Source organism: Arenimonas caeni (genome assembly GCF_003024235.1).
Taxonomy (GTDB): Bacteria; Pseudomonadota; Gammaproteobacteria; order Xanthomonadales; family Xanthomonadaceae; genus Arenimonas; species Arenimonas caeni.
On the sequence record NZ_KZ679092.1, the window covers coordinates 43,252 to 61,657 of the forward strand.

16 protein-coding genes are annotated in these 18,406 nt (G+C 70.2%); 14 read left to right on the forward strand and 2 right to left on the reverse strand.

The annotated features are described in order from the left end of the window. Positions 1-128: 128 nt before the first annotated feature. Positions 129-998 (reverse strand): lytic transglycosylase domain-containing protein, encoded by an 870-nt coding sequence (locus C6N40_RS09460; protein ID WP_106990778.1) that lies wholly within the window; start codon positions 996-998, stop codon positions 129-131. 131 nt (positions 999-1,129) lie between these two features. On the opposite strand from C6N40_RS09460, the gene miaB reads away from it, so the two are divergent. The 14 genes from miaB to C6N40_RS09530 all read left to right on the forward strand — a co-directional run bounded on the left by miaB (position 1,130) and on the right by C6N40_RS09530 (position 17,849). Next, positions 1,130-2,476, forward strand: coding sequence for a tRNA (N6-isopentenyl adenosine(37)-C2)-methylthiotransferase MiaB (gene miaB, locus C6N40_RS09465; protein ID WP_106990779.1), 1,347 nt, complete (start codon positions 1,130-1,132; stop codon positions 2,474-2,476). After that, complete coding sequence (locus C6N40_RS09470) at positions 2,473-3,447, forward strand: PhoH family protein (protein ID WP_106990780.1); 975 nt, start codon at positions 2,473-2,475, stop codon at positions 3,445-3,447. The genes miaB and C6N40_RS09470 overlap by 4 nt, the downstream gene beginning before the upstream one ends. Continuing rightward, positions 3,444-3,905 carry an rRNA maturation RNase YbeY gene (gene ybeY / locus C6N40_RS09475; RefSeq protein WP_106990781.1) on the forward strand — a complete coding sequence of 154 codons (462 nt, stop codon included), beginning with the start codon at positions 3,444-3,446 and terminating at the stop codon, positions 3,903-3,905. The genes C6N40_RS09470 and ybeY overlap by 4 nt, the downstream gene beginning before the upstream one ends. A gap of 73 nt (positions 3,906-3,978) precedes the next feature. After that, on the forward strand, positions 3,979-4,827 hold the full coding sequence (locus tag C6N40_RS09480) for a CorC family transporter (protein ID WP_106990782.1): 849 nt from the start codon (positions 3,979-3,981) through the stop codon (positions 4,825-4,827). Further along, on the forward strand, positions 4,814-6,004 hold the full coding sequence (locus C6N40_RS09485; RefSeq protein WP_106990783.1) for a lipoprotein N-acyltransferase Lnb domain-containing protein: 1,191 nt from the start codon (positions 4,814-4,816) through the stop codon (positions 6,002-6,004). The genes C6N40_RS09480 and C6N40_RS09485 overlap by 14 nt, the downstream gene beginning before the upstream one ends. After that, the gene (gene corA / locus C6N40_RS09490; protein WP_106990784.1) at positions 6,001-6,978 is read left to right on the forward strand and encodes a magnesium/cobalt transporter CorA; all 978 of its coding nucleotides are present in this window, start codon (positions 6,001-6,003) and stop codon (positions 6,976-6,978) included. The genes C6N40_RS09485 and corA overlap by 4 nt, the downstream gene beginning before the upstream one ends. Positions 6,979-7,062: 84 nt before the next feature. After that, the gene (gene hemN, locus C6N40_RS09495) at positions 7,063-8,457 is read left to right on the forward strand and encodes an oxygen-independent coproporphyrinogen III oxidase (protein WP_106990785.1); all 1,395 of its coding nucleotides are present in this window, start codon (positions 7,063-7,065) and stop codon (positions 8,455-8,457) included. A 19-nt stretch (positions 8,458-8,476) separates the two neighbouring features. Further along, positions 8,477-9,226, forward strand: a complete 750-nt coding sequence (locus C6N40_RS09500; protein ID WP_240183493.1) for a helix-turn-helix domain-containing protein — start codon at positions 8,477-8,479, stop codon at positions 9,224-9,226. Positions 9,227-9,347: 121 nt separating this feature from the next. Further along, entirely contained in the window at positions 9,348-11,627 is a 2,280-nt protein-coding gene (locus tag C6N40_RS09505) for a nitric-oxide reductase large subunit (RefSeq protein WP_106990786.1), read from the forward strand. Between the two features lie 143 nt (positions 11,628-11,770). Next, positions 11,771-12,976 carry an NnrS family protein gene (locus tag C6N40_RS09510; protein ID WP_240183494.1) on the forward strand — a complete coding sequence of 402 codons (1,206 nt, stop codon included), beginning with the start codon at positions 11,771-11,773 and terminating at the stop codon, positions 12,974-12,976. 10 nt (positions 12,977-12,986) lie between these two features. Further along, positions 12,987-13,388 (forward strand): SirB2 family protein, encoded by a 402-nt coding sequence (locus C6N40_RS09515; protein ID WP_106990850.1) that lies wholly within the window; start codon positions 12,987-12,989, stop codon positions 13,386-13,388. Beyond that, entirely contained in the window at positions 13,385-15,310 is a 1,926-nt protein-coding gene (locus C6N40_RS09520) for a pyridoxal phosphate-dependent decarboxylase family protein (protein WP_106990788.1), read from the forward strand. Before C6N40_RS09515 ends, C6N40_RS09520 begins: the two co-directional genes overlap by 4 nt. After that, positions 15,307-16,365 carry a PLP-dependent cysteine synthase family protein gene (locus tag C6N40_RS09525; protein WP_106990789.1) on the forward strand — a complete coding sequence of 353 codons (1,059 nt, stop codon included), beginning with the start codon at positions 15,307-15,309 and terminating at the stop codon, positions 16,363-16,365. Before C6N40_RS09520 ends, C6N40_RS09525 begins: the two co-directional genes overlap by 4 nt. Further along, positions 16,362-17,849: a UbiD family decarboxylase gene (locus C6N40_RS09530; protein WP_106990790.1), complete on the forward strand. Its 1,488-nt coding sequence runs from the start codon at positions 16,362-16,364 to the stop codon at positions 17,847-17,849. Before C6N40_RS09525 ends, C6N40_RS09530 begins: the two co-directional genes overlap by 4 nt. Here the strand turns inward: C6N40_RS09530 and C6N40_RS09535 are convergent. After that, a complete protein-coding gene (locus C6N40_RS09535) occupies positions 17,798-18,331 on the reverse strand; it encodes a DnrO protein (protein WP_162782175.1) in 534 nt (177 codons plus the stop codon). The two genes, C6N40_RS09530 and C6N40_RS09535, sit on opposite strands and share 52 nt — an antisense overlap. Between the last annotated feature and the right edge of the window lie 75 nt (positions 18,332-18,406).

Genomic DNA, 18,406 nt, shown 5'->3' on the forward strand with positions numbered 1-18,406 from the left:
CTCCGAAACGTTTGCTAAGTGGCTGAAAACGCAAGGCCGCGCCCTGACGGGGCCGGCAAAGACGCGCAATTGTAGCGGACGCGGTGCAAGAGCCACAACGCCGCCCCTCCGGCCGCCCGCCGACGGGCTCAGTTGGCCGCCAGGGCCCCGCGGTAGCGCTCGGCCAGCTGGCCCACGCGCTGGACGTAGCGCTGCGTCTCGGCATAGGGCGGCACGCCGCCGTGCCGGTCCACCGCACCCTCGCCGGCGTTGTAGCCGGCGGCGGCCAGGGTCAGGTCGCCGTTGTAGCGATTGAGCAGCCACGACAGGTATTGCACGCCGCCGCGGATGTTCTGGCCCGGGTCGAACACGTCGGCCACGCCGAAGCGTTCGGCGGTGGCCGGGATCAGCTGCATCAGGCCCTGGGCCCCGGCATGGGAGACGGCGTTGGGCCGGTAGGCCGACTCGGCGTGGATGATCGCCCGCACCACCGCCTCCTCGACCCCGAACTCCTCGGCCGCCGCCTTCACCTCGCCGGCATAGGCGTCGAGGTTGAGCCGCACGGTGCCGAAATCCACGCCCGGCAGCAGGCCGCAGGCGTAGCAGGTCTCGACGTAGCTGAACAGCATTTGCGCGCCGCTGCCGGCCGGCCGCACGTTGGTGTAGTGCACCACGCCATCGCGCTCGTACTTGTAGACCGCACCGCGGGTGACCCGGGCGCCGGACGGCGCCGCGGGGGGCGCCAGCGCCTGGCCGGCCGCCGCGGTGCGGAACTGCACCGCCGGGCGGGCCGCACCGCCCTTGCCCCCGCCGCCGCCGGCGGCGGGAGCCGGGGCCACGGCCCGCGGACGGGCGTCGGAGGGGCTGTAGGTGCTGGCGACGGTGCAATGCGCGCCCGGCACCTTCTGGCTGGAGTAATTGGGGATGCCGTCGGCGCCGGTGCAGCGGTAAAGCGTGCCCGCCGCCGCCGGGGAGGCGGCAGCCAGCAGCACGGCCAGCAGGGGCAGGTGGCGGGGCATGGCGCGAGGTTTACTCCTGGTCGGGCCGCTTGCCAAGGCCCTGTGTTGCCAACGCGGGTCCGGCGGCGGTCCGGCCAGCCGGCCCCGGCGCTACAATACCGCCCCCCTTCCGGAACGGATTAAGCGCCGACATGCCCGGGACTGCGCCCGCCAGAGGCAAGCTGTACATCAAGACCCACGGTTGCCAGATGAACGAGTACGACTCGGCCCGCATGGCCGACGTGCTCGCCGCCGAACACGGCCTGGAACTCACCCAGGACGAGTCCGAGGCCGACGTCATCCTGGTCAACACCTGCTCGATCCGCGAGAAGGCCCAGGAGAAGGTGTTCTCCCAGCTGGGCCGCTGGAAGCACCTGAAGAAGGACAAGCCGGTGCTGATCGGCGTCGGCGGCTGCGTCGCCAGCCAGGAAGGCGAAGCCATCCTCAGGCGGGCGCCCTTCGTCGACCTGGTGTTCGGCCCGCAGACCCTGCACCGCCTGCCCGGCATGATCGAGGCCCGGCGCGAGAGCGGCCGGCCGCAGGTGGACATCAGCTTCCCGGAGATCGAGAAGTTCGACCGCATGCCCGAGCCCCGCGCCGAGGGCCCGACCGCCTTCGTGTCGATCATCGAGGGCTGCTCGAAGTACTGCAGCTTCTGCGTGGTGCCCTACACCCGCGGCGAGGAGGTCAGCCGGCCCTTCGACGACGTGCTGCTCGAATGCGCGCAGCTGGCGGCCCAGGGCGTGCGCGAGATCCACCTGCTGGGGCAGAACGTCAACGCCTACCGCGGCGCCACCGCCGACGGCGACGAAGCCGACCTGGCCCTGCTGATCCGCGCCATCGCCCAGATCGAGGGCATCGGCCGCATCCGCTACACCACCTCGCACCCGGTCGAGTTCACCGACTCGCTGATCGAGGCGCACCGCGACGTGCCGCAGCTGGCGGCCTTCCTGCACCTGCCGGTGCAGTCGGGCTCCGACCGCATCCTGGCGGCGATGAAGCGCGGCCACACCGCGCTCGAGTACAAGGCCAAGATCCGCCGCCTGCGCGAGGCGCGCCCGGACATCACCCTCAGCTCCGACTTCATCGTCGGCTTCCCGGGCGAGACCGACCGCGACTTCGAGGCCACGATGAAGCTGATCGAGGACGTCGGCTTCGACCAGAGCTTCTCCTTCGCCTACTCCCGCCGCCCGGGCACGCCGGCCGCCAACCTGCACGACGAAGTGCCGGCCGACGTGGCCAGCGAACGACTGCAGCGCCTGCAGGCCGCCATCAACGCCAACGCGCGCCGCTACGCCGAGGCGATGGTGGGCACCGTGCAGCGGGTGCTGGTGGAGGGCCCGAGCGCCAAGGACCCGGACGAGCTGACCGGCAAGACCGAGAACATGCGCAACGTGAACTTCCCCGGCGGCAGGCGCCTCATCGGCCGGTTCGTGGACGTGCGCATCACCGAGGCCCGCACCAACTCCCTGCGCGGCGAGGTCGTGCAAGCCCCATGAGCAAGCAGACGACGCATCGCGATTTCGTGCTCGAGCCGCAGGACGTGGAGCGGCTGGCCAACCTGGCCGGGCCGTTCGACGAGCACCTGCGGCAGATCGAACTGCGCCTGGGCGTGGAGATCGCCAACCGCGGCCACGTGTTCCGGGTCACCGGCCAGGAGAAGCCGGTCGAGGCGGCCGAGAAGCTGCTGCACGCGCTCTACGCCGAAACCGCCACCGAGACCCTCGACCCGCACAAGCTGCACCTGCGCATGGGCGAGGCCAGCCTCGGCCAGGTCGAACAGGGCTACTCGCCGCAGGACGTGGCCATCAGGGTCAAGCGCGGCACCATCCGCGGCCGCGGCGCCAACCAGCAGAAGTACCTGCACGCCATCGCCACCCACGACATCAACTTCGGCATCGGCCCGGCCGGCACCGGCAAGACCTTCCTGGCCGTGGCCATGGCGGTCGAGGCGCTCAACGAAAGCCGCGTGCAGCGCGTGCTGCTGGTGCGCCCGGCGGTGGAGGCCGGCGAGAAGCTCGGCTTCCTGCCCGGCGACCTGAGCCAGAAGGTCGACCCCTACCTGCGTCCCCTCTACGACGCGCTCTACGAGATGCTCGGCGTCGAGAAGGTGGCCAAGCTGCTCGAGCGCAACGTCATCGAGGTCGCGCCGCTGGCCTACATGCGCGGCCGCACCCTCAACGACGCCTTCGTCATCCTCGACGAGGCCCAGAACACCACCATCGAGCAGATGAAGATGTTCCTTACCCGCATCGGCTTCGGCTCGACCGCGGTGGTCACCGGCGACCTCAGCCAGATCGACCTGCCCAAGCACCAGAAATCGGGCCTGCGCGACGCCATCGACGTGCTGCGCGGCGTCGACGGCATCAGCTTCACCTTCTTCACCGCCCATGACGTGGTGCGCCACCCGCTGGTGGCGCGCATCGTCCGGGCCTACGATGCCCGTGACGGCAAGGAGTCGCAGGAATGACCCGGGGACCGCTGCAACTTGATGTGGGCGTCAGCTACGGCCTGCCGCGCAAGGGCCTGCCCGCCGCCACCAGCTTCCGCCGCTGGGCCCTCGCGGCCGCGCAGGGCCGGATCCGCAAGGCCGACCTGGCCATCCGGATCGTCGACGAGAAGGAAGGCCGCTCGCTCAACCACCACTACCGCGGCAAGGATTACGCCACCAACGTGCTCAGCTTCCCGGCCGAGTTGCCCGAGGGCGTGGACCTGCCCCTGCTCGGCGACCTGGTGATCTGCGCCCCGGTGGTGGCCCGCGAGGCCAGCGAGCAGGGCAAGCCCCTGGCCGCCCACTACGCCCACCTCACCGTGCACGGCGTGCTGCACCTGCTGGGCCTGGACCACGAGGACGAGCGCGAGGCCGAGGCCATGGAGCAGATCGAGCGCGAAATCCTGGCCGGGCTGGGCCTCCCCGAGCCCTACTGAGCCTCCCGCATGGGGCCTGGCCCCGATCGGGTAAACTCGGGTTTCCGCCCTGGTGGCGCCCGTACCAAGAGAAATGTCAGAAGATTCCCCTAGTAGCCCGCCGGAACGCCGCTCCTGGCTTGAGCGCCTGAGCCTGGCCTTCTCCGGCGAACCCCGGACCAGGGAAGACCTGGTCGAAATCCTGCGCGAGGCCCAGGCCAACGGCCTGCTCGGGGCCGACACCCTGAAGATGCTCGAGGGCGCCCTGTCGGTGTCCGAGCAGCAGGTTGGCGACATCATGGTCCCGCGCTCGCAGATGGTGTCCCTGCCCATCGAGGCGCAGTTCCTGGACCTGATGAAGCTGGTGGTCGAATCGGGCCACTCGCGCTTCCCCGTGCACGGCGAGGACCGCGACGAGATCCTCGGCATCCTGCTGGCCAAGGACCTGCTGCGCGGCATGGTCAGCGACGGCGGCCCCGCCACCGTGCGCGAACTGCTGCGGCCGGCGGTGCTGATCCCCGAGTCCAAGCGCCTGAACGTGCTGCTCAAGGAATTCCGGCTCTCGCGCAACCACATGGCCATCGTCGTCGACGAGCACGGCGGCGTCGCCGGCCTGGTCACCATCGAGGACGTGCTCGAGCAGATCGTCGGCGAGATCGACGACGAGCACGACGACGCCGACGAGACCAAGCTCATCGCCGCCCAGGCCGACGGCCAGTTCATGGTCGACGCGCTCACGCCGATCGAGGACTTCAACGAGCGCTTCGGCGCCGACTTCCCCGACGACGAATACGACACCATCGGCGGCCTGGTCACCGCGGCCATCGGCCACCTGCCGGAAGCCGGCGAGGAGCTGGCCCTGGGCCGCTTCCACTTCCGGGTCGGGCGCGCCGACCGGCGCCGCGTGCACACCTTCGTGGTCAGCGTGCATGGCGAAGACTGAGCGCCGGCATGCGCCGGCCTGGCTGACCGCCCTGCTCTGCCTGGCCTGGCTGCTGCCGGGCCTGGCCACGGCCGCCGCGCCGCGCATCGGCGTGATGACGATGGAGCCGGGCGAGATCTTCTGGGAGCGATTCGGCCACAACGCCCTGATCGTGCAGGACCCGGCCACCGGCGAGGCCCTGAGCTACAACTTCGGCTTCTTCGACCTCGACGAGCCCGGCTTCCACCGCAACTTCGTGCGCGGACGCATGGAGTACCGGCTCGAGGTGCTCCGGCTCGAGCGCGACCTGGCCTATTACGAGTACGTCGGGCGCGGCGTGGGAATCCAGTGGCTGGCGCTGGAGCCGGACAAGGCGAGCGCCCTGGCCGCCGCGCTGGCCGAGAACGCCCGCCCCGAGAACGCCCGCTACGCCTACGACTACTTCACCGCCAACTGCTCCACCCGCGTGCGCGACGCGCTCGACCGGGCGCTGGACGGGCAACTGCAGGCCCAGCTCACCGGCCGCTCCCAGGGCAATACCTGGCGCAGTGAATCGGTGCGGCTGGCGGCGCCGGCGCCCTGGATGGCCCTCGGTTTCCACCTGGGTCTGTCGGGCCGGGCCGACCGGCCGCTGTCGCGCTGGGAGGAAGCCTTCATCCCGATGCGCCTGCGCGACGCCCTGCGCGAGGTCAGGCTCGCCGACGGCCGCCCGCTGGTGGCCAGCGAGGAAATCCTGCTGCCGCACCGGCTGGCGCCGCCGCCGGCGGAGGCGCCGCGCACGGCCGGCAAGGCCTTCCTGGCCGGGCTGGCCCTGGCCGCCGGCGTGCTGCTGGCCGGCCGCCGGGCGCCGCGCGCGCTGGCCGGTTTCACCCTGGCGTTCTGGACGATCGCCGGCCTGGCCGGGGTCGTGATGGCCTTCCTCTGGCTGGGTACGGCGCACACCGCCGCCCACGCCAACCAGAACCTGCTGCTGCTCAGCCCGCTGTGCCTGGCCCTGCTGCCGGGCGGCTGGGCCCGCCTGCGCGGGCGGGAGCCTTCGGCCCGGTTCCGGGTGCTGCTGTGGATCGTCACCGGCGGCGCCGCCCTGGCCGGCTTCCTGAAGTTCCTGCCCTTCATGCCGCAGCAGAACGTCGAGTGGGTGGTGCTGCTGCTGCCGCTACACTGGGCCCTGTTGCGGACCTTCGACCCGAAGCGATGAAGAGCCCGGTCGTCAACTGCGTTCGCTACGGCCGCGACGGCGGCCGCAGCGACATCTCGCTCGACGCCATCAGCGACGTGCTGGCGGTGGACGACGGCAGCTTCGTCTGGGTGGGCCTGTACGAGCCCGGCGAGGAACTGCTCGACAAGCTGCAGGAGGAGTTCGGCCTGCACGACCTGGCGGTCGAGGACGCCCACCACGCGCACCAGCGGCCGAAGATCGAGGCCTACGGCAACTCGCTGTTCATCGCCGTGCACACCGCCCAGGCGGTGGACGGCGGAGTCAACTTCGGCGAAACCCACATGTTCGTCGGCCCGCGCTACCTGGTGACGGTCCGGCACGGCACCTCGCTTTCCTACGACATCGTGCGCGCCCGCTGCGAACGCGAGCCCGAACTGCTGGCGCTCGGCCCGGCCTACGGCCTGTACGCGGTGCTCGACTTCATCGTCGACAACTACCTGCCGATCGTCGACGAGTTCCGCGACCAGCTCAACGAGCTCGAGCACGACATCTTCGCCGAGGATTTCAGCCGCGACACCGTGCGCAAGCTCTACGACCTCAAGGGCGAACTGACCCGCCTGCGCCTGGCAGTGACGCCGATGCAGGACATCACCGGCCAGCTCACCCGGGTGCACACGCACCTGGTGGGCGAGGAGATGCGGCTGTACTTCCGCGACGTCTACGACCACATCCTGCGGGTCTCCGACGCCACCGACACGCTGCGCGAAATGCTGACCGCGGCCATGTCGGTGAACCTGGCCCTGGTCACCGTGGCCCAGGGCGAAGTGGTCAAGCGCCTGGCCGGCTGGGCGGCGCTGCTGGCCGCGCCGACGCTGATCACCAGCTGGTACGGCATGAACTTCCCACACATGCCCGAGTTCGCCACGCGCTTCGGCTACGCCGGCGTGATCGGCCTGACCGCCGTCGTGGTCGCCGGCCTGTTCGTGCTGCTGCGCCGCGCCCGCTGGCTCTGAAGGAAAAGGGTCAGGTTCACCCCCCCTCCTTCAGCTTGACGGAGGTCAAGGCATGGATGCACCGTCGTCGGCACGATGCCTGCCATGGCCGCCATTCCTCCCTTCGACGCCGACCTGCTCCGCCGGTACGACCGGCCGGGTCCGCGTTATACGTCCTACCCGACCGCCCCCCAGTTCAAGCCGGGCTTCGGGGCGGCGGATTTCGCACGCGCCGCCCGCCTGAGCAACGACGACCCGATCCCGCGCCGGCTGTCGCTGTACGCGCACGTGCCGTTCTGCTTCAGCCCCTGCTTCTACTGCGGCTGCAACCGCATCATCACCCGCGACAAGTCGCGCGCCGGCACCTACCTTTCGCGCCTGGTGCGCGAGGTGGCCATGCTCGGCCCGCTGTTCGACCGCGACCGCGAGGTGCTGCAGATCCACCTGGGCGGCGGCACGCCGAATTTCTTCAACGCCTCGCAGATCGCCGAACTGCTCGAGAGCTTCAACACCCATTTCCGCTTCAGCCAGTCGCCCACCCGCGACTTCTCGATCGAGCTCGACCCGCGCTTCGTCGAGGGCGGCGACATCGAGGCCCTGGCCTTCATGGGCTTCAACCGCGCCAGCCTGGGCGTGCAGGACTTCGACCCGGCCGTGCAGGCCGCGGTCAACCGCATCCAGTCGGTGGAGGAGACCCAGGCGGTGATCGACGCCTGCCGCCGCCACGGCTTCCGCTCGGTGAACGTGGACCTGATCTACGGACTGCCGCTGCAGACCCGCGCCGGCTTCGGCAAGACCCTCGACACCGTCATCGCCACGCGGCCGGACCGCCTGGCCGTGTACAGCTATGCGCACATGCCGCAGCTGTTCCGCCCGCAGAAGCAGATCGACGAGTCCCAGCTGCCCAGCGCCGAGGACAAGCTGGGCCTGCTGCAGCTGGCCATCGAGAAGCTCTCGGCAGCCGGCTACCGCTACATCGGCATGGACCACTTCGCCCTGCCCGGCGACGACCTGTCCATCGCCCAGGAGAAGGGCGGCCTGCACCGCAACTTCATGGGCTACACCACCCACGCCGACTGCGACCTGGTCGGCATGGGCGTGAGCGCCATCAGCCACGTGGGCGACACCTACAGCCAGAATCCCCGCGACCTGCCCAGCTGGGAGATCGCCATCGACAACGGCCACCTGCCCACCTGGCGCGGCATGCAGCTCGATGCCGACGACAACCTGCGGGCCGACCTGATCCAGCAGCTGATGTGCCAGGGCGAGGTGGACATCCCCGAGCTCGAGGAGCGCCACGAGATCAATTTCGGGGTCTATTTCGCCGAGGACCTGGCCCGCCTGGTGCCCCTGCAGGCCGACGGCCTGGTCGAGGTTTCGCCCACCCGCATCACGGCGACCTCGCGCGGACGCCTGCTGCTGCGTATCATCGCCGCATGCTTCGACCGCTACCTGTACCAGCCCCAGGCCGAGCCCGCGCGGTTCTCCAAGGCAATCTGAACCCGTCGGGGACCCCTGCGTGAGCCCGACGGCGCGCCGGCCCCGGCACAATCCCATTGCCGACGATGGCGACGAGCTGCGCTTCTGCAGCACCTGCGCCTTCTCGGATGCCTGCCTGTCCCAGGGCTACAGCAAGTCGGACCTGATGGACCTGCACGTGCTGGTCGAGCACGTCGGGCCCTACCACGAGGGCGACCACATCTTCCGCGAGGGCGACGAGTTCAACGCCATCGCGGCGGTGCGCGCCGGCACGGTCAAGACCTACGTGCTCGATGCCTCCGGCCAGGAGCAGGTGCTGGGTTTCCACCTCCCGGGCGAGATCATCGGCCTCAACGCCATTTCCGAGGCCCGCTACCCCTGCAATGCGGTGGCGCTCGACACGGTGATGCTGTGCCGCTTCTCGTTCCCGAAGATGGCCCTGCTGGCCACCCGCATGCCCGGGCTGCAGGCGCAGCTGTTCCGGCTGCTGAGCCAGGACATCGGCAAGGCCGCCCTGCTCGCCGGCGACTACAGCGCCGACCAGCGCATGGCCGCCTTCCTGGTGGCGCTGTCCCGGCGCTTCGCCCAGCGCGGCTTCTCGGCCACGCGCCTGCACCTGACCATGACCCGCACCGACATCGCCAACTACCTGCGCCTGGCGCCGGAGACGGTGAGCCGCGTGCTGCGCCGCCTGCAGGAGGACGGGCTGGTGAAGGTGGAGCGGCGCGAACTGGAGATCAGCAACCCGGCCGGGCTCGAGGACCTCGCCCGCGCCGTGCTGCGCAGCTGACTGCCCCCCCGGCAAGAGATTCGCGCCTGTAGGCGCTCCTACAGGGCGGTGGCTTGATCTGGGTCAGTGACCGGGTTGGCGCGTGAAACGAGCATGGCGGCGTCCTGTCAGGAGAGCCGTCATGAGCAGCACCAAGAAACTGTGGTTGGGCCTAGCCGCCCTGCTTGCGGTTTCGTTCGCCGCCCTGTTGTGGGTAGGCAGCGAAATCCACCGCGTCATGCCACCGATACCCGAGAAGGTGGTCACCGAATCGGGCCAGGTGGTCTTCACCAAGGATGATATCCAGACCGGCCGCGTGGTCTGGCAATCGATCGGCGGCCAGCAGCTGGGCTCGATCTGGGGCCACGGCGGCTACGTCGCCCCGGACTGGACCGCCGACTGGCTGCACCGCGAGGCGATGGCCATCCTCGATGGCTGGGCCCGCAGCGACTATTCCGCGCCCGACTACGCCTCCCTGGGCAAGGCCGAGCAGGCCGCGCTCGAGATCCGCCTGCAGGAGATGATGCGGGCGAACACCTTCAACGAGGCCGCCGGCACCATCACCATCGACGACGACCGGCTGCTGGCGATCAACAACGTCTCGGCGCACTACCAGAGCCTGTTCAGCAACGACCCGGCCACCAAGTCGCTGCGCGAAGCGTATGCGATGAAGGACGCCACGGTCGCCGACGCCGACCACCGCCGGATGATGACCGCGTTCTACTGGTGGACCGCCTGGACGGCCGTCACCGAGCGCCCGGGCAAGGAAATCACCTACACCAACAACTGGCCCTACGACCCCGTGGTCGGCAACGAGCCGCCGTCGAACCTGTTCATGTGGACGGTGTTCAGCGTGCTGTTCCTGATCGCCGGCATTTCGCTGCTGGGCTGGCACTACGCGGTCAACCACGAGCGCGACGAAGACCCGAAGCTGCCGCTGACGGACCCGCTGGCGCAGGTGAAGGTGACGCCTTCGATGAAGGCCACCGCCAAGTACTTCTGGATCGTGATCGCCCTGTTCCTCACCCAGATCCTGCTGGGCGCGATGACCGCGCACTACCAGGTCGAGGGCCAGGACTTCTACGGCTTCGCGCTCTCGGAAATCCTGCCCTACTCGCTCACCCGCACCTGGCACACGCAGCTGGCGGTGCTGTGGATCGCCACGGCCTGGCTGGGCATGGGCCTTTACATCGGCCCCGCGATCTCCGGGCATGAACCCAAGTACCAGGCGCTGGGCGTGAACGTGCTCTGGGTCTGCCTGATCATCATCGTGGTCGGCTCCTTCGCCGGCCAGTGGTTCGCGGTGATGCAGAAGCTGGGCCTGGAGAACAACTTCTGGTTCGGCCACCAGGGCTGGGAGTACGTGGACCTCGGCCGCTTCTGGCAGTGGTTCCTGTTCCTGGGCCTGGGCATCTGGCTGGTGCTGGTCGGCCGCTGCCTGGTGCCGGCGATCCGTGCCGGCGGCGAGTCCAAGTCCATCACCACCCTGCTCTTCCTCTCGACCGTCGCCATCGGCCTGTTCTACGGCGCCGGCCTGCTCTGGAACGAGCACACGCACCTGTCGATGGTCGAGTACTGGCGCTGGTGGGTGGTGCACCTGTGGGTCGAGGGCTTCTTCGAGGTCTTCGCCACCGCCGTCATCGCCTTCCTGTTCACCAAGCTGGGCCTGATCAAGACGAATACGGCGACGGTCGCCGTGCTGTTCGCCACCATCGTCTTCATGGCCGGCGGCGTGCTCGGCACCCTGCACCACCTGTACTTCACCGGCACCCCGACCGCGGTGATCGCGCTGGGCGCCTCGTTCTCCGCCCTGGAAGTGGTGCCGCTGGCCTATGTCGGCTTCGAGGCCTACCACACCTACAAGCTGGGCAAGGCGACGCCGTGGATGCAGCGCTACAAGTGGCCGATCCTGTTCTTCACCGCCGTGGCCTTCTGGAACCTCGTCGGTGCAGGCCTGTTCGGCTTCCTGATCAACCCGCCGCTGCCGCTGTACTACATGCAGGGTCTGAACCTGACCCCGCTGCATGGCCACACCGCCCTGTTCGGCGTCTACGGCATGCTCGGCATCGGCCTGATGCTGTTCTGCCTGCGCGGCATGAAGCCGAACGCGATCTGGCCGGAAGCCCCGCTGCGCACCGCCTTCTGGGCGCTGAACATCGGCCTGGCCGGCATGGCGCTGTTCACCCTGCTGCCGCTGGGCATCATGCAGCTGGTGGCCGCCATCGAGAACGGCTACTGGTACGCCCGCTCGGCCGAGTTCATGCAGCAGCCGATCGTGGACATGCTGGTGTGGATGCGCGTGCCCGGCGACACGATCTTCAGCGTCGGCGCCCTGGCCCTGGCCTGGTTCGTGCTGCGCCTGTGGATCGCGCCGCGCACCCAGCCGGCCAAGGTCGAAGGCGCCACCGAGAGTGCCCGCTGAGCCAAGGATCCTCCGAAGCGTGATCGTGATTGGGGCCACTTCGGTGGCCCCTCTTTTTGGCGATGCCGTTGCGAATGACTTGCGTCAAGGCGCCCGTGACCCGCGGACGCGAAAGTGGCGGCACGAAACATGGAGCCAACCACATGGCCGCCACCCCCTTCCCCGCCAGCCTGCCGCTTGCCGCCGCGCCCCACCGGCTGCTGTTTTTCATCGGCGCCGCCAACGTGCTCGCCGCCATGGCCTGGTGGAGCGGATGGCTGGCCGGCATGGCGCCCGCCACTCCCGTGCCCGGCGGCTGGATGCATGCCTTCGTGATGCAGTACCAGGTGCTGCCGACCTTCATCTTCGGCTTCCTGCTCACCGTCTTCCCGCGCTGGATGGGCCAGCTCGAAGCCAGCCGCTGGCACTACCTGCCGGTCGGCCTGGGGCTGGTGGTGGGGCAGGCGCTCACGCTGGCGTCGCTCGTCACCGGGTCGGCCCTGCTGCTGCACATCGGCATGGTGAACACCGTGGCCGGCTGGGTCGCCGCCATGGCCGTGCTGGCGGGCTGGCTGGCGCGCGACCGCAGCGGCAACTGGCACGCCATTTCCTGCTTCGCCGGCCTGCTGATGGGCCTGGCCGGGCTGCTGGCCTTCGCCATCTACCTGCATGCGCCAGGCGAGCCGCGCCTGGCCTTCGCCATGCTCAAGATCGGCACCTTCGGCCTGCTGGTGCCCGTCTATTCGACGGTGGCGCACCGCATGTTCCCCTTCTTCGCCGGCAACGTCGTGCCGGGCTACCAGCCCTGGCGCCCGATGTGGCTGCTGGCGGCCTGCTGGCCGCTGTGGCTGGGCCATCTCGCGCTCGAGCTGGCGCACCTCTACCACTGGCTGTGGCTGGTGGACCTGCCCCTGCTGGGCCTGCACGGCCTGATGCTGTGGCGCTGGTGGCCGCGCGGCAAGGCGCCGGCGTTGCTGCGGGTGCTGTTCGTCGGCTATGCCTGGCTGCCGGTCGCGCTGGCGCTGTACGCGGCGCAGAGCCTGTGGTTCCTGGGTACCGGCGAGTTCACGCTGGGCCGCGGCCCGGTGCACGCGATCGCCGTCGGCTTCTTCGGCAGCCTGCTGGTGGCCATGGTGACCCGCGTCACCCAGGGCCATTCGGGCCGGCCGCTGGTGCTGGGCCGCATCCCGGCCATCGCCTTCGTCGGCATGCAGCTCGTGGCGGCGGTGCGCGTGGGCTCGGAGCTGGCCGCCAACCCGGCGCCGTGGTTCCTGGCCGCCGCCGTGGGCTGGGTCGTCGTCTTCCTGCCCTGGGTGCTTCGTTCGCTCTGGATCTATGCCACGCCGCGCGCCGACGGGCGCCCCGGCTGAGGACCCTTCGATGCTCGAGTTCTACTTCCAGATCAAGATGGTGCACATCGCCTCGGTGCTCGCCAGCGGCGGCCTGTTCGCCGTGCGCGGTGCCCTGGTGCTGGCCGGCGTGCGCTGGGCCAACCACGCCCTGCTGCGCTACACCAGCTACACCATCGACACCGTGCTGCTGACCGCGGCGCTGATGCTGCTCACCGCGCTCAAGCTCAACCCCTTCGTCGTGCCCTGGCTGAGCGTGAAACTGGCCCTGCTGGTGGTGTACGTGGTGCTGGGAAGCCTGGCCCTCAAGCGCGCCCGTAGCCGCAAGGCCCGCGCCCTGTTCTACGCGGCGGCGCTGGCCACCTTCGCCTTCATGTACTTCGTGGCGCGCACGCACCACCCGCTGGGCATCCTGCAGGGGCTGGCGGCATGACCTCGCCGGCGATCCAGCCCTGCTTCCTCGGCCCCTACGGCGAGAACGACGCACTGCTCGAGAAACTGGTGGTCGAGTTCCTGCGCGACCACGTGTACTGGCGCCGCAACTTCCACCCCGAGGATCCGCCGGCCATCCCCACCGGCGCCGCCGGCGAGCCGGCCTTCCGTGAGTTCGAGGCGCGCATGCGCCGCGAACTGCATGCGCTCTCTGCTTCGCTCAAGCGCTCGGTACCGTTCCACAGCCCGCGCTACATCGGCCATATGGTCTCCGACCTGCTGCTGCCGGGCCTGGCCGCTCAGTTCCTCACCCTGCCCTACAACCCCAACAACGTCAGCATCGACGCCGCGCCGGTGACGATCGACCTGGAGCTGAAGGTGGGCCTGCAGCTGGCGCGCCTGTTCGGCTACGTCGACGACCCGTCGCGCGCCGACTGCGCCTTCGGCCACCTCACCTCCGGCGGCACGCTGGCCAATTTCCAGTCCCTGCGCCTGGCGCTGGCCACCAAGGCCTTCCCGGTGGCGCTGCGGGCGGTCGCGCCGCCGCTGGTGCCGCTGCCCGAGGACGACTGGTCGGCCTTCAACCTCGCGCCCTCGGCGGCGGTGGCCCTGCTCTCGGCCTGGAATGGCTTCCTCGCCGCCTGCTCGCCGAAGGAACGGCGCCTGTGGCGGCAGCGACTGTCCGCCGAAAGGCTCGAGACCCTGGGCCTGGCGGGTTTCCTGGCGAAGCATCCGGAACTGTCGACGCCGCGCGTGCTGGCGCCCGTCACCGCGCACTACTCCTGGTCCAAGGGCATGAAGCTCATGGGTCTGGGCCGCGCCCAGCTCGAGCTCGTGCCCGAACGCGGCATGCGCACCAACCCCGACGCCCTCGAGGACATGCTCGGGCGCTGCCACCGCGAACGCCAGCCCGTACTGATGGTGGTGGGCGTGATGGGCAGCACCGAGTTCGGCACCATCGACCCGCTCGACGCCCTGGTCGCCGCCCGTGACCGCTGGGCTGCGGCGGGCCTGGGCTTCTGCGTGCACGTGGACGCTGCCTGGGGCGGCTACCTGACCACCCTGTTCCGGGAGGCCGACGGCCGCCTGCGGCCCCTGGCCGACATGCGCGAGGAATTCCGCGACTTCCCCGCGCCCGAGGTGCACGCAGCGGTCGCGGCGCTGGGCCGTGCCGACTCGATCACGGTCGACCCGCACAAGCTCGGTTACATCCCGTACGGCGCCGGCGCCTTCCTGTGCCGCGACCAGCGCGCCATGCAGCTTCTGGCCGAGGACGCCGACTACGTCTTCAGCCCCGGCGACGACGGCGACTTCTTCCAGCGCTTCCGCCAGCTCGGGCGCTTCATCCCCGAAGGCTCCAAGCCCGGCGCGGCCGCGGCGGCGGTGTACGTCACCCACAAGGTGCTGCCGCTGGACCACGAGCACTTCGGCGCGCTGCCCCGCGAGTCGATCCTGGCCACCGAGGCCTTCCGCACCGCCGCCACCCGCTTCGCCGCGCGGCTCGAGGGGCGGCTGGCCTGCCGCATCCCCTTCGAGCCCGACTCGAACCTGATCTGCCTGGCGCTCAACCCGGCCGGCAACCGCGACGTGGCCACCATGAACCGCTTCGTGCGCGAACTGCACCGCGGCCTGAGCTTCGACCCGCGCCAGCCCCTGCAGTCACGCGAGTTCTTCGGCTCCATGACCACGCTGCGGCCGGAAGTGCTGGGGCCGGAGGAAACCGACCGCGTGCTCGCCTCGCTGGGCCTGGACCCGGCCACGCTCGACGCCGGCGGCGAGGACGACGACCGCCTGGTGATCCTGCGCCACACCCTGATGAATCCTTTCCTGCTCGACACCGGCAACGGCATCAGCTACCTGGAAATGTACTTCGACTACCTCGAGCGCCAGGCCATGCGCCTGGTCGGCGGGGCGGCCGCATGAGCGGCGGCCGCGCCTGGCTCAAGCAGGCCCTGGCCAGCCTGGCCCAGGAAGCCGCGCGTTCGGCCGACACCCACCTGCTGCGCCTGGACCTGCCGGCCTTCCCGGGCATCCGCTTCTACCTCAAGGACGAGGCCGCGCACCCGACCGGCAGCCTCAAGCACCGGCTGGCGCGCTCGCTCTACCTCTACGCGCTGTGCAATGGCCGCCTGCACGAAGGCCAGGGCGCGATCGACGCCTCCTCGGGCAGCACCGCCATCTCCGAGGCCTGGTTCGCCCGCCTGCTGGGCCTGCGTTTCGTGGCGGTGATGCCCGACTGCACGGCCCCGGCCAAGGTGCGGCTGATCCGCGCACTCGGCGCCGAGGCCACGCTGGTGCCGGCCGGCGTGGACACCAGCGCCGTCGCGCGCGAACACGCCGCCGCCAACGGCCTGTGCTACCTCGACCAGTTCGGCCTGGCCGAACGCGCCACCGACTGGCGCGGCAACAACAACATCGCCGAGTCGATCCTCGAGCAGATGGCGCGCGAGGACCATCCCGAACCCGCCTGGGTGGTCTGCGGCGCCGGCACCGGCGGCACCTCGGCCACCCTGGGCCGCTACCTGCGCTACCGCCGGCTCGACACCCGCGTCTGCGTCGCCGAGCCCGACGGCGGCGCCTTCGCCGTTGGCTGGCGGACCCGTGATGCAGACGCGAAGGCGACCCGCGGCACGCTGGTCGAAGGCATCGGCCGCCCGCGCGCCGAACCCGGATTCCTCTACGACGTGGTCGACGCGGTGGAGGAAGTGGACGACGCCGATTCGGTGGCCGCCTGCTGGTGGCTCGAGGAGGCGCTTGGCCGCCGCTACGGCGGCAGTTCAGGCACCAACTTCATCGCCTGCCTGCGCCTGGCGACGGCCATGCGCGAACGCGGCGAACGCGGCGCCATCGTCAGCCTGCTCTGCGACCGCGGCGAGCGTTACGCCGAGAGCCTGTTCAACCACGACTGGCTGCTGCGGCGCGGGATCGACATCGACGCCGCCAGCCGGCGGCTCGGCCAGGCCCTGGCCGCGGCATGAGCCACCACGACCTGCGCGGCTTCCTCGACGCCCTGTCCGCCCGCGACCAGCTGCGCCACGTGGACGCGCCGGTCGATCCCGAACTCGAGAGCACGGCCCTGTGCCGGCTCGCGCTCGAGCGCGGCGGCCCGGCCCTGCTGATGCGCAACCCGGTCGGATCCAGGCATGCGCTGCTGGGCAACCTGTTCGGCCACCGCGACCGCATCGAGCGGGCGCTGGACGGCCGGCCGCTGGCCTCGCTGCGCGAACTGGGCGAACTGCTGGCCTCGATCAAGGAGCCGCGCTGGCCCTCGAACCTGCGCCAGGCCCTGTCGACCTGGCCCGAGCTGGCGCAGCTGGCCCACGTCGCGCCCAAGGCCACGCCCGACGCCGCATTCAACGAGATCGTGCTCGAGGGCGACGACATCGACCTCGGCGCGCTGCCGATCCAGCGCTGCTGGCCGGGCGATGCCGGCCGGCTCATCACCTTCGGCCTCGTGGTCACGCGCGGCACCCGCCAGCCGCGCCAGAACGTGGCCATCTACCGGCAGCAGCTGATCGACCGCAACCGCGTGATCATGCGCTGGCTGCCGCACCGCGGCGGCGCGCTGGACTTCGCCGACTTCCGGGCGGCGAACCCGGGCAAGCCCTTCCCGGTGCTGGTGGCGATCGGCGCCGATCCGGCGACGATGCTGGCTGCGGTGGCGCCGGTGCCCGACACGCTGTCGGAATACGAATTCGCCGGCCTGCTGCGCGGCGCCCGCACCCGGGTCTGGCACAGCGCGCTGACCGGCCTGGACGCCCCGGCCGGGGCGGAGATCGTGCTCGAGGGCTTCATCGAGCCCGGCGACACCGCGCTCGAAGGGCCGTTCGGCGACCACACCGGCTACTACAATGCCCAGGGCGAGTTCCCGGTGTTCACCGTCAAACGGCTGCGCATGCGCCGCGACGCGATCTACCACGGCAGCTACATGGGGCGCGCGCCGGGCGACGAACCCTCGGTGCTCAGTTCGGCGCTCAACGACGTGTTCGTGCCGATCCTGCGCAAGGTGTTCCCGGAGGTGGTGGACTTCTACCTGCCGCCGGAGGCCTGCTCCTACCGCATCGCGGTGGTGTCGATCCGCAAGCAGTACCCGGGCCACGCGCGCCGGATGATGATGGGCGTGTGGTCCTACCTGCGCCAGTTCACCTACACCAAGTTCGTCATCGTCACCGATGACGACATCGACGTACGGGACTGGTCGCAGGTGCTGTGGGCGCTGTCGACGCGCGTGGACCCGGCGCGCGACAGCCTGCTGGTCGAGAACACGCCTATCGACTACCTCGACTTCTCCAGCCCCGTGCCCAACCTGGGCTCGAAGCTGGGCCTCGACGCCACCCGCAAGTTGCCGGCGGAAACCAGCCGGCCATGGAGCGAGCCGATCGTGCCCGATCCTGTGGTGGAGCGGCGCGTTCAGTCGCTCTGGGATTCGCTCCAGGCCGGGTCGTCGAACAGCCGCGGGTAGTCCGCGAGCACCTGCTCGAGCGTCGCCAGCGCGTCGGCATCGAAGCCATTTTCACGCAGGGTCGTCGCTGCGCCGAGCACGCGCGCCAGCAGCGGGTGGAGGGCCGCGTCGGGCTCGGGCTCGAGCTTGCACTGGGCGAACATCGCGTCCACGGCCGACTGCAGCTCGGCGGCGATATTGTCCACCTGCGCCTGGTCGAGATGGCCGTGGTCGCCGTGTGACAGCGCCGCGGTCGCCGCACGCACGCGCTGCATGCCTTCGCTGAGCGGCTGGTCGGGGCTCCAGCGCTGCGCCGGGTATTGAATGGCGCCGGCGTGGGCATCGTGGCCCGCATGGCTGTCCTGCGCCGCGTGGGCGTCGTGGCCGGCGTGGCTGTCCTGCGCCTCGTGGGCGTCATGGCCGGTATGGCCGGCGTCCTGCGCCATGGCCGGCAGGGCCAGGGCCAGGCCCAGAAGCAGGCCAGGGGTGCAAATGCGTTTCATCGCGTACTCCGGTTCGACGGCGCGGGGCCGGTGACCCATGGTCGCCGCACCGAACGGCCGGCGAACTGACCCAGG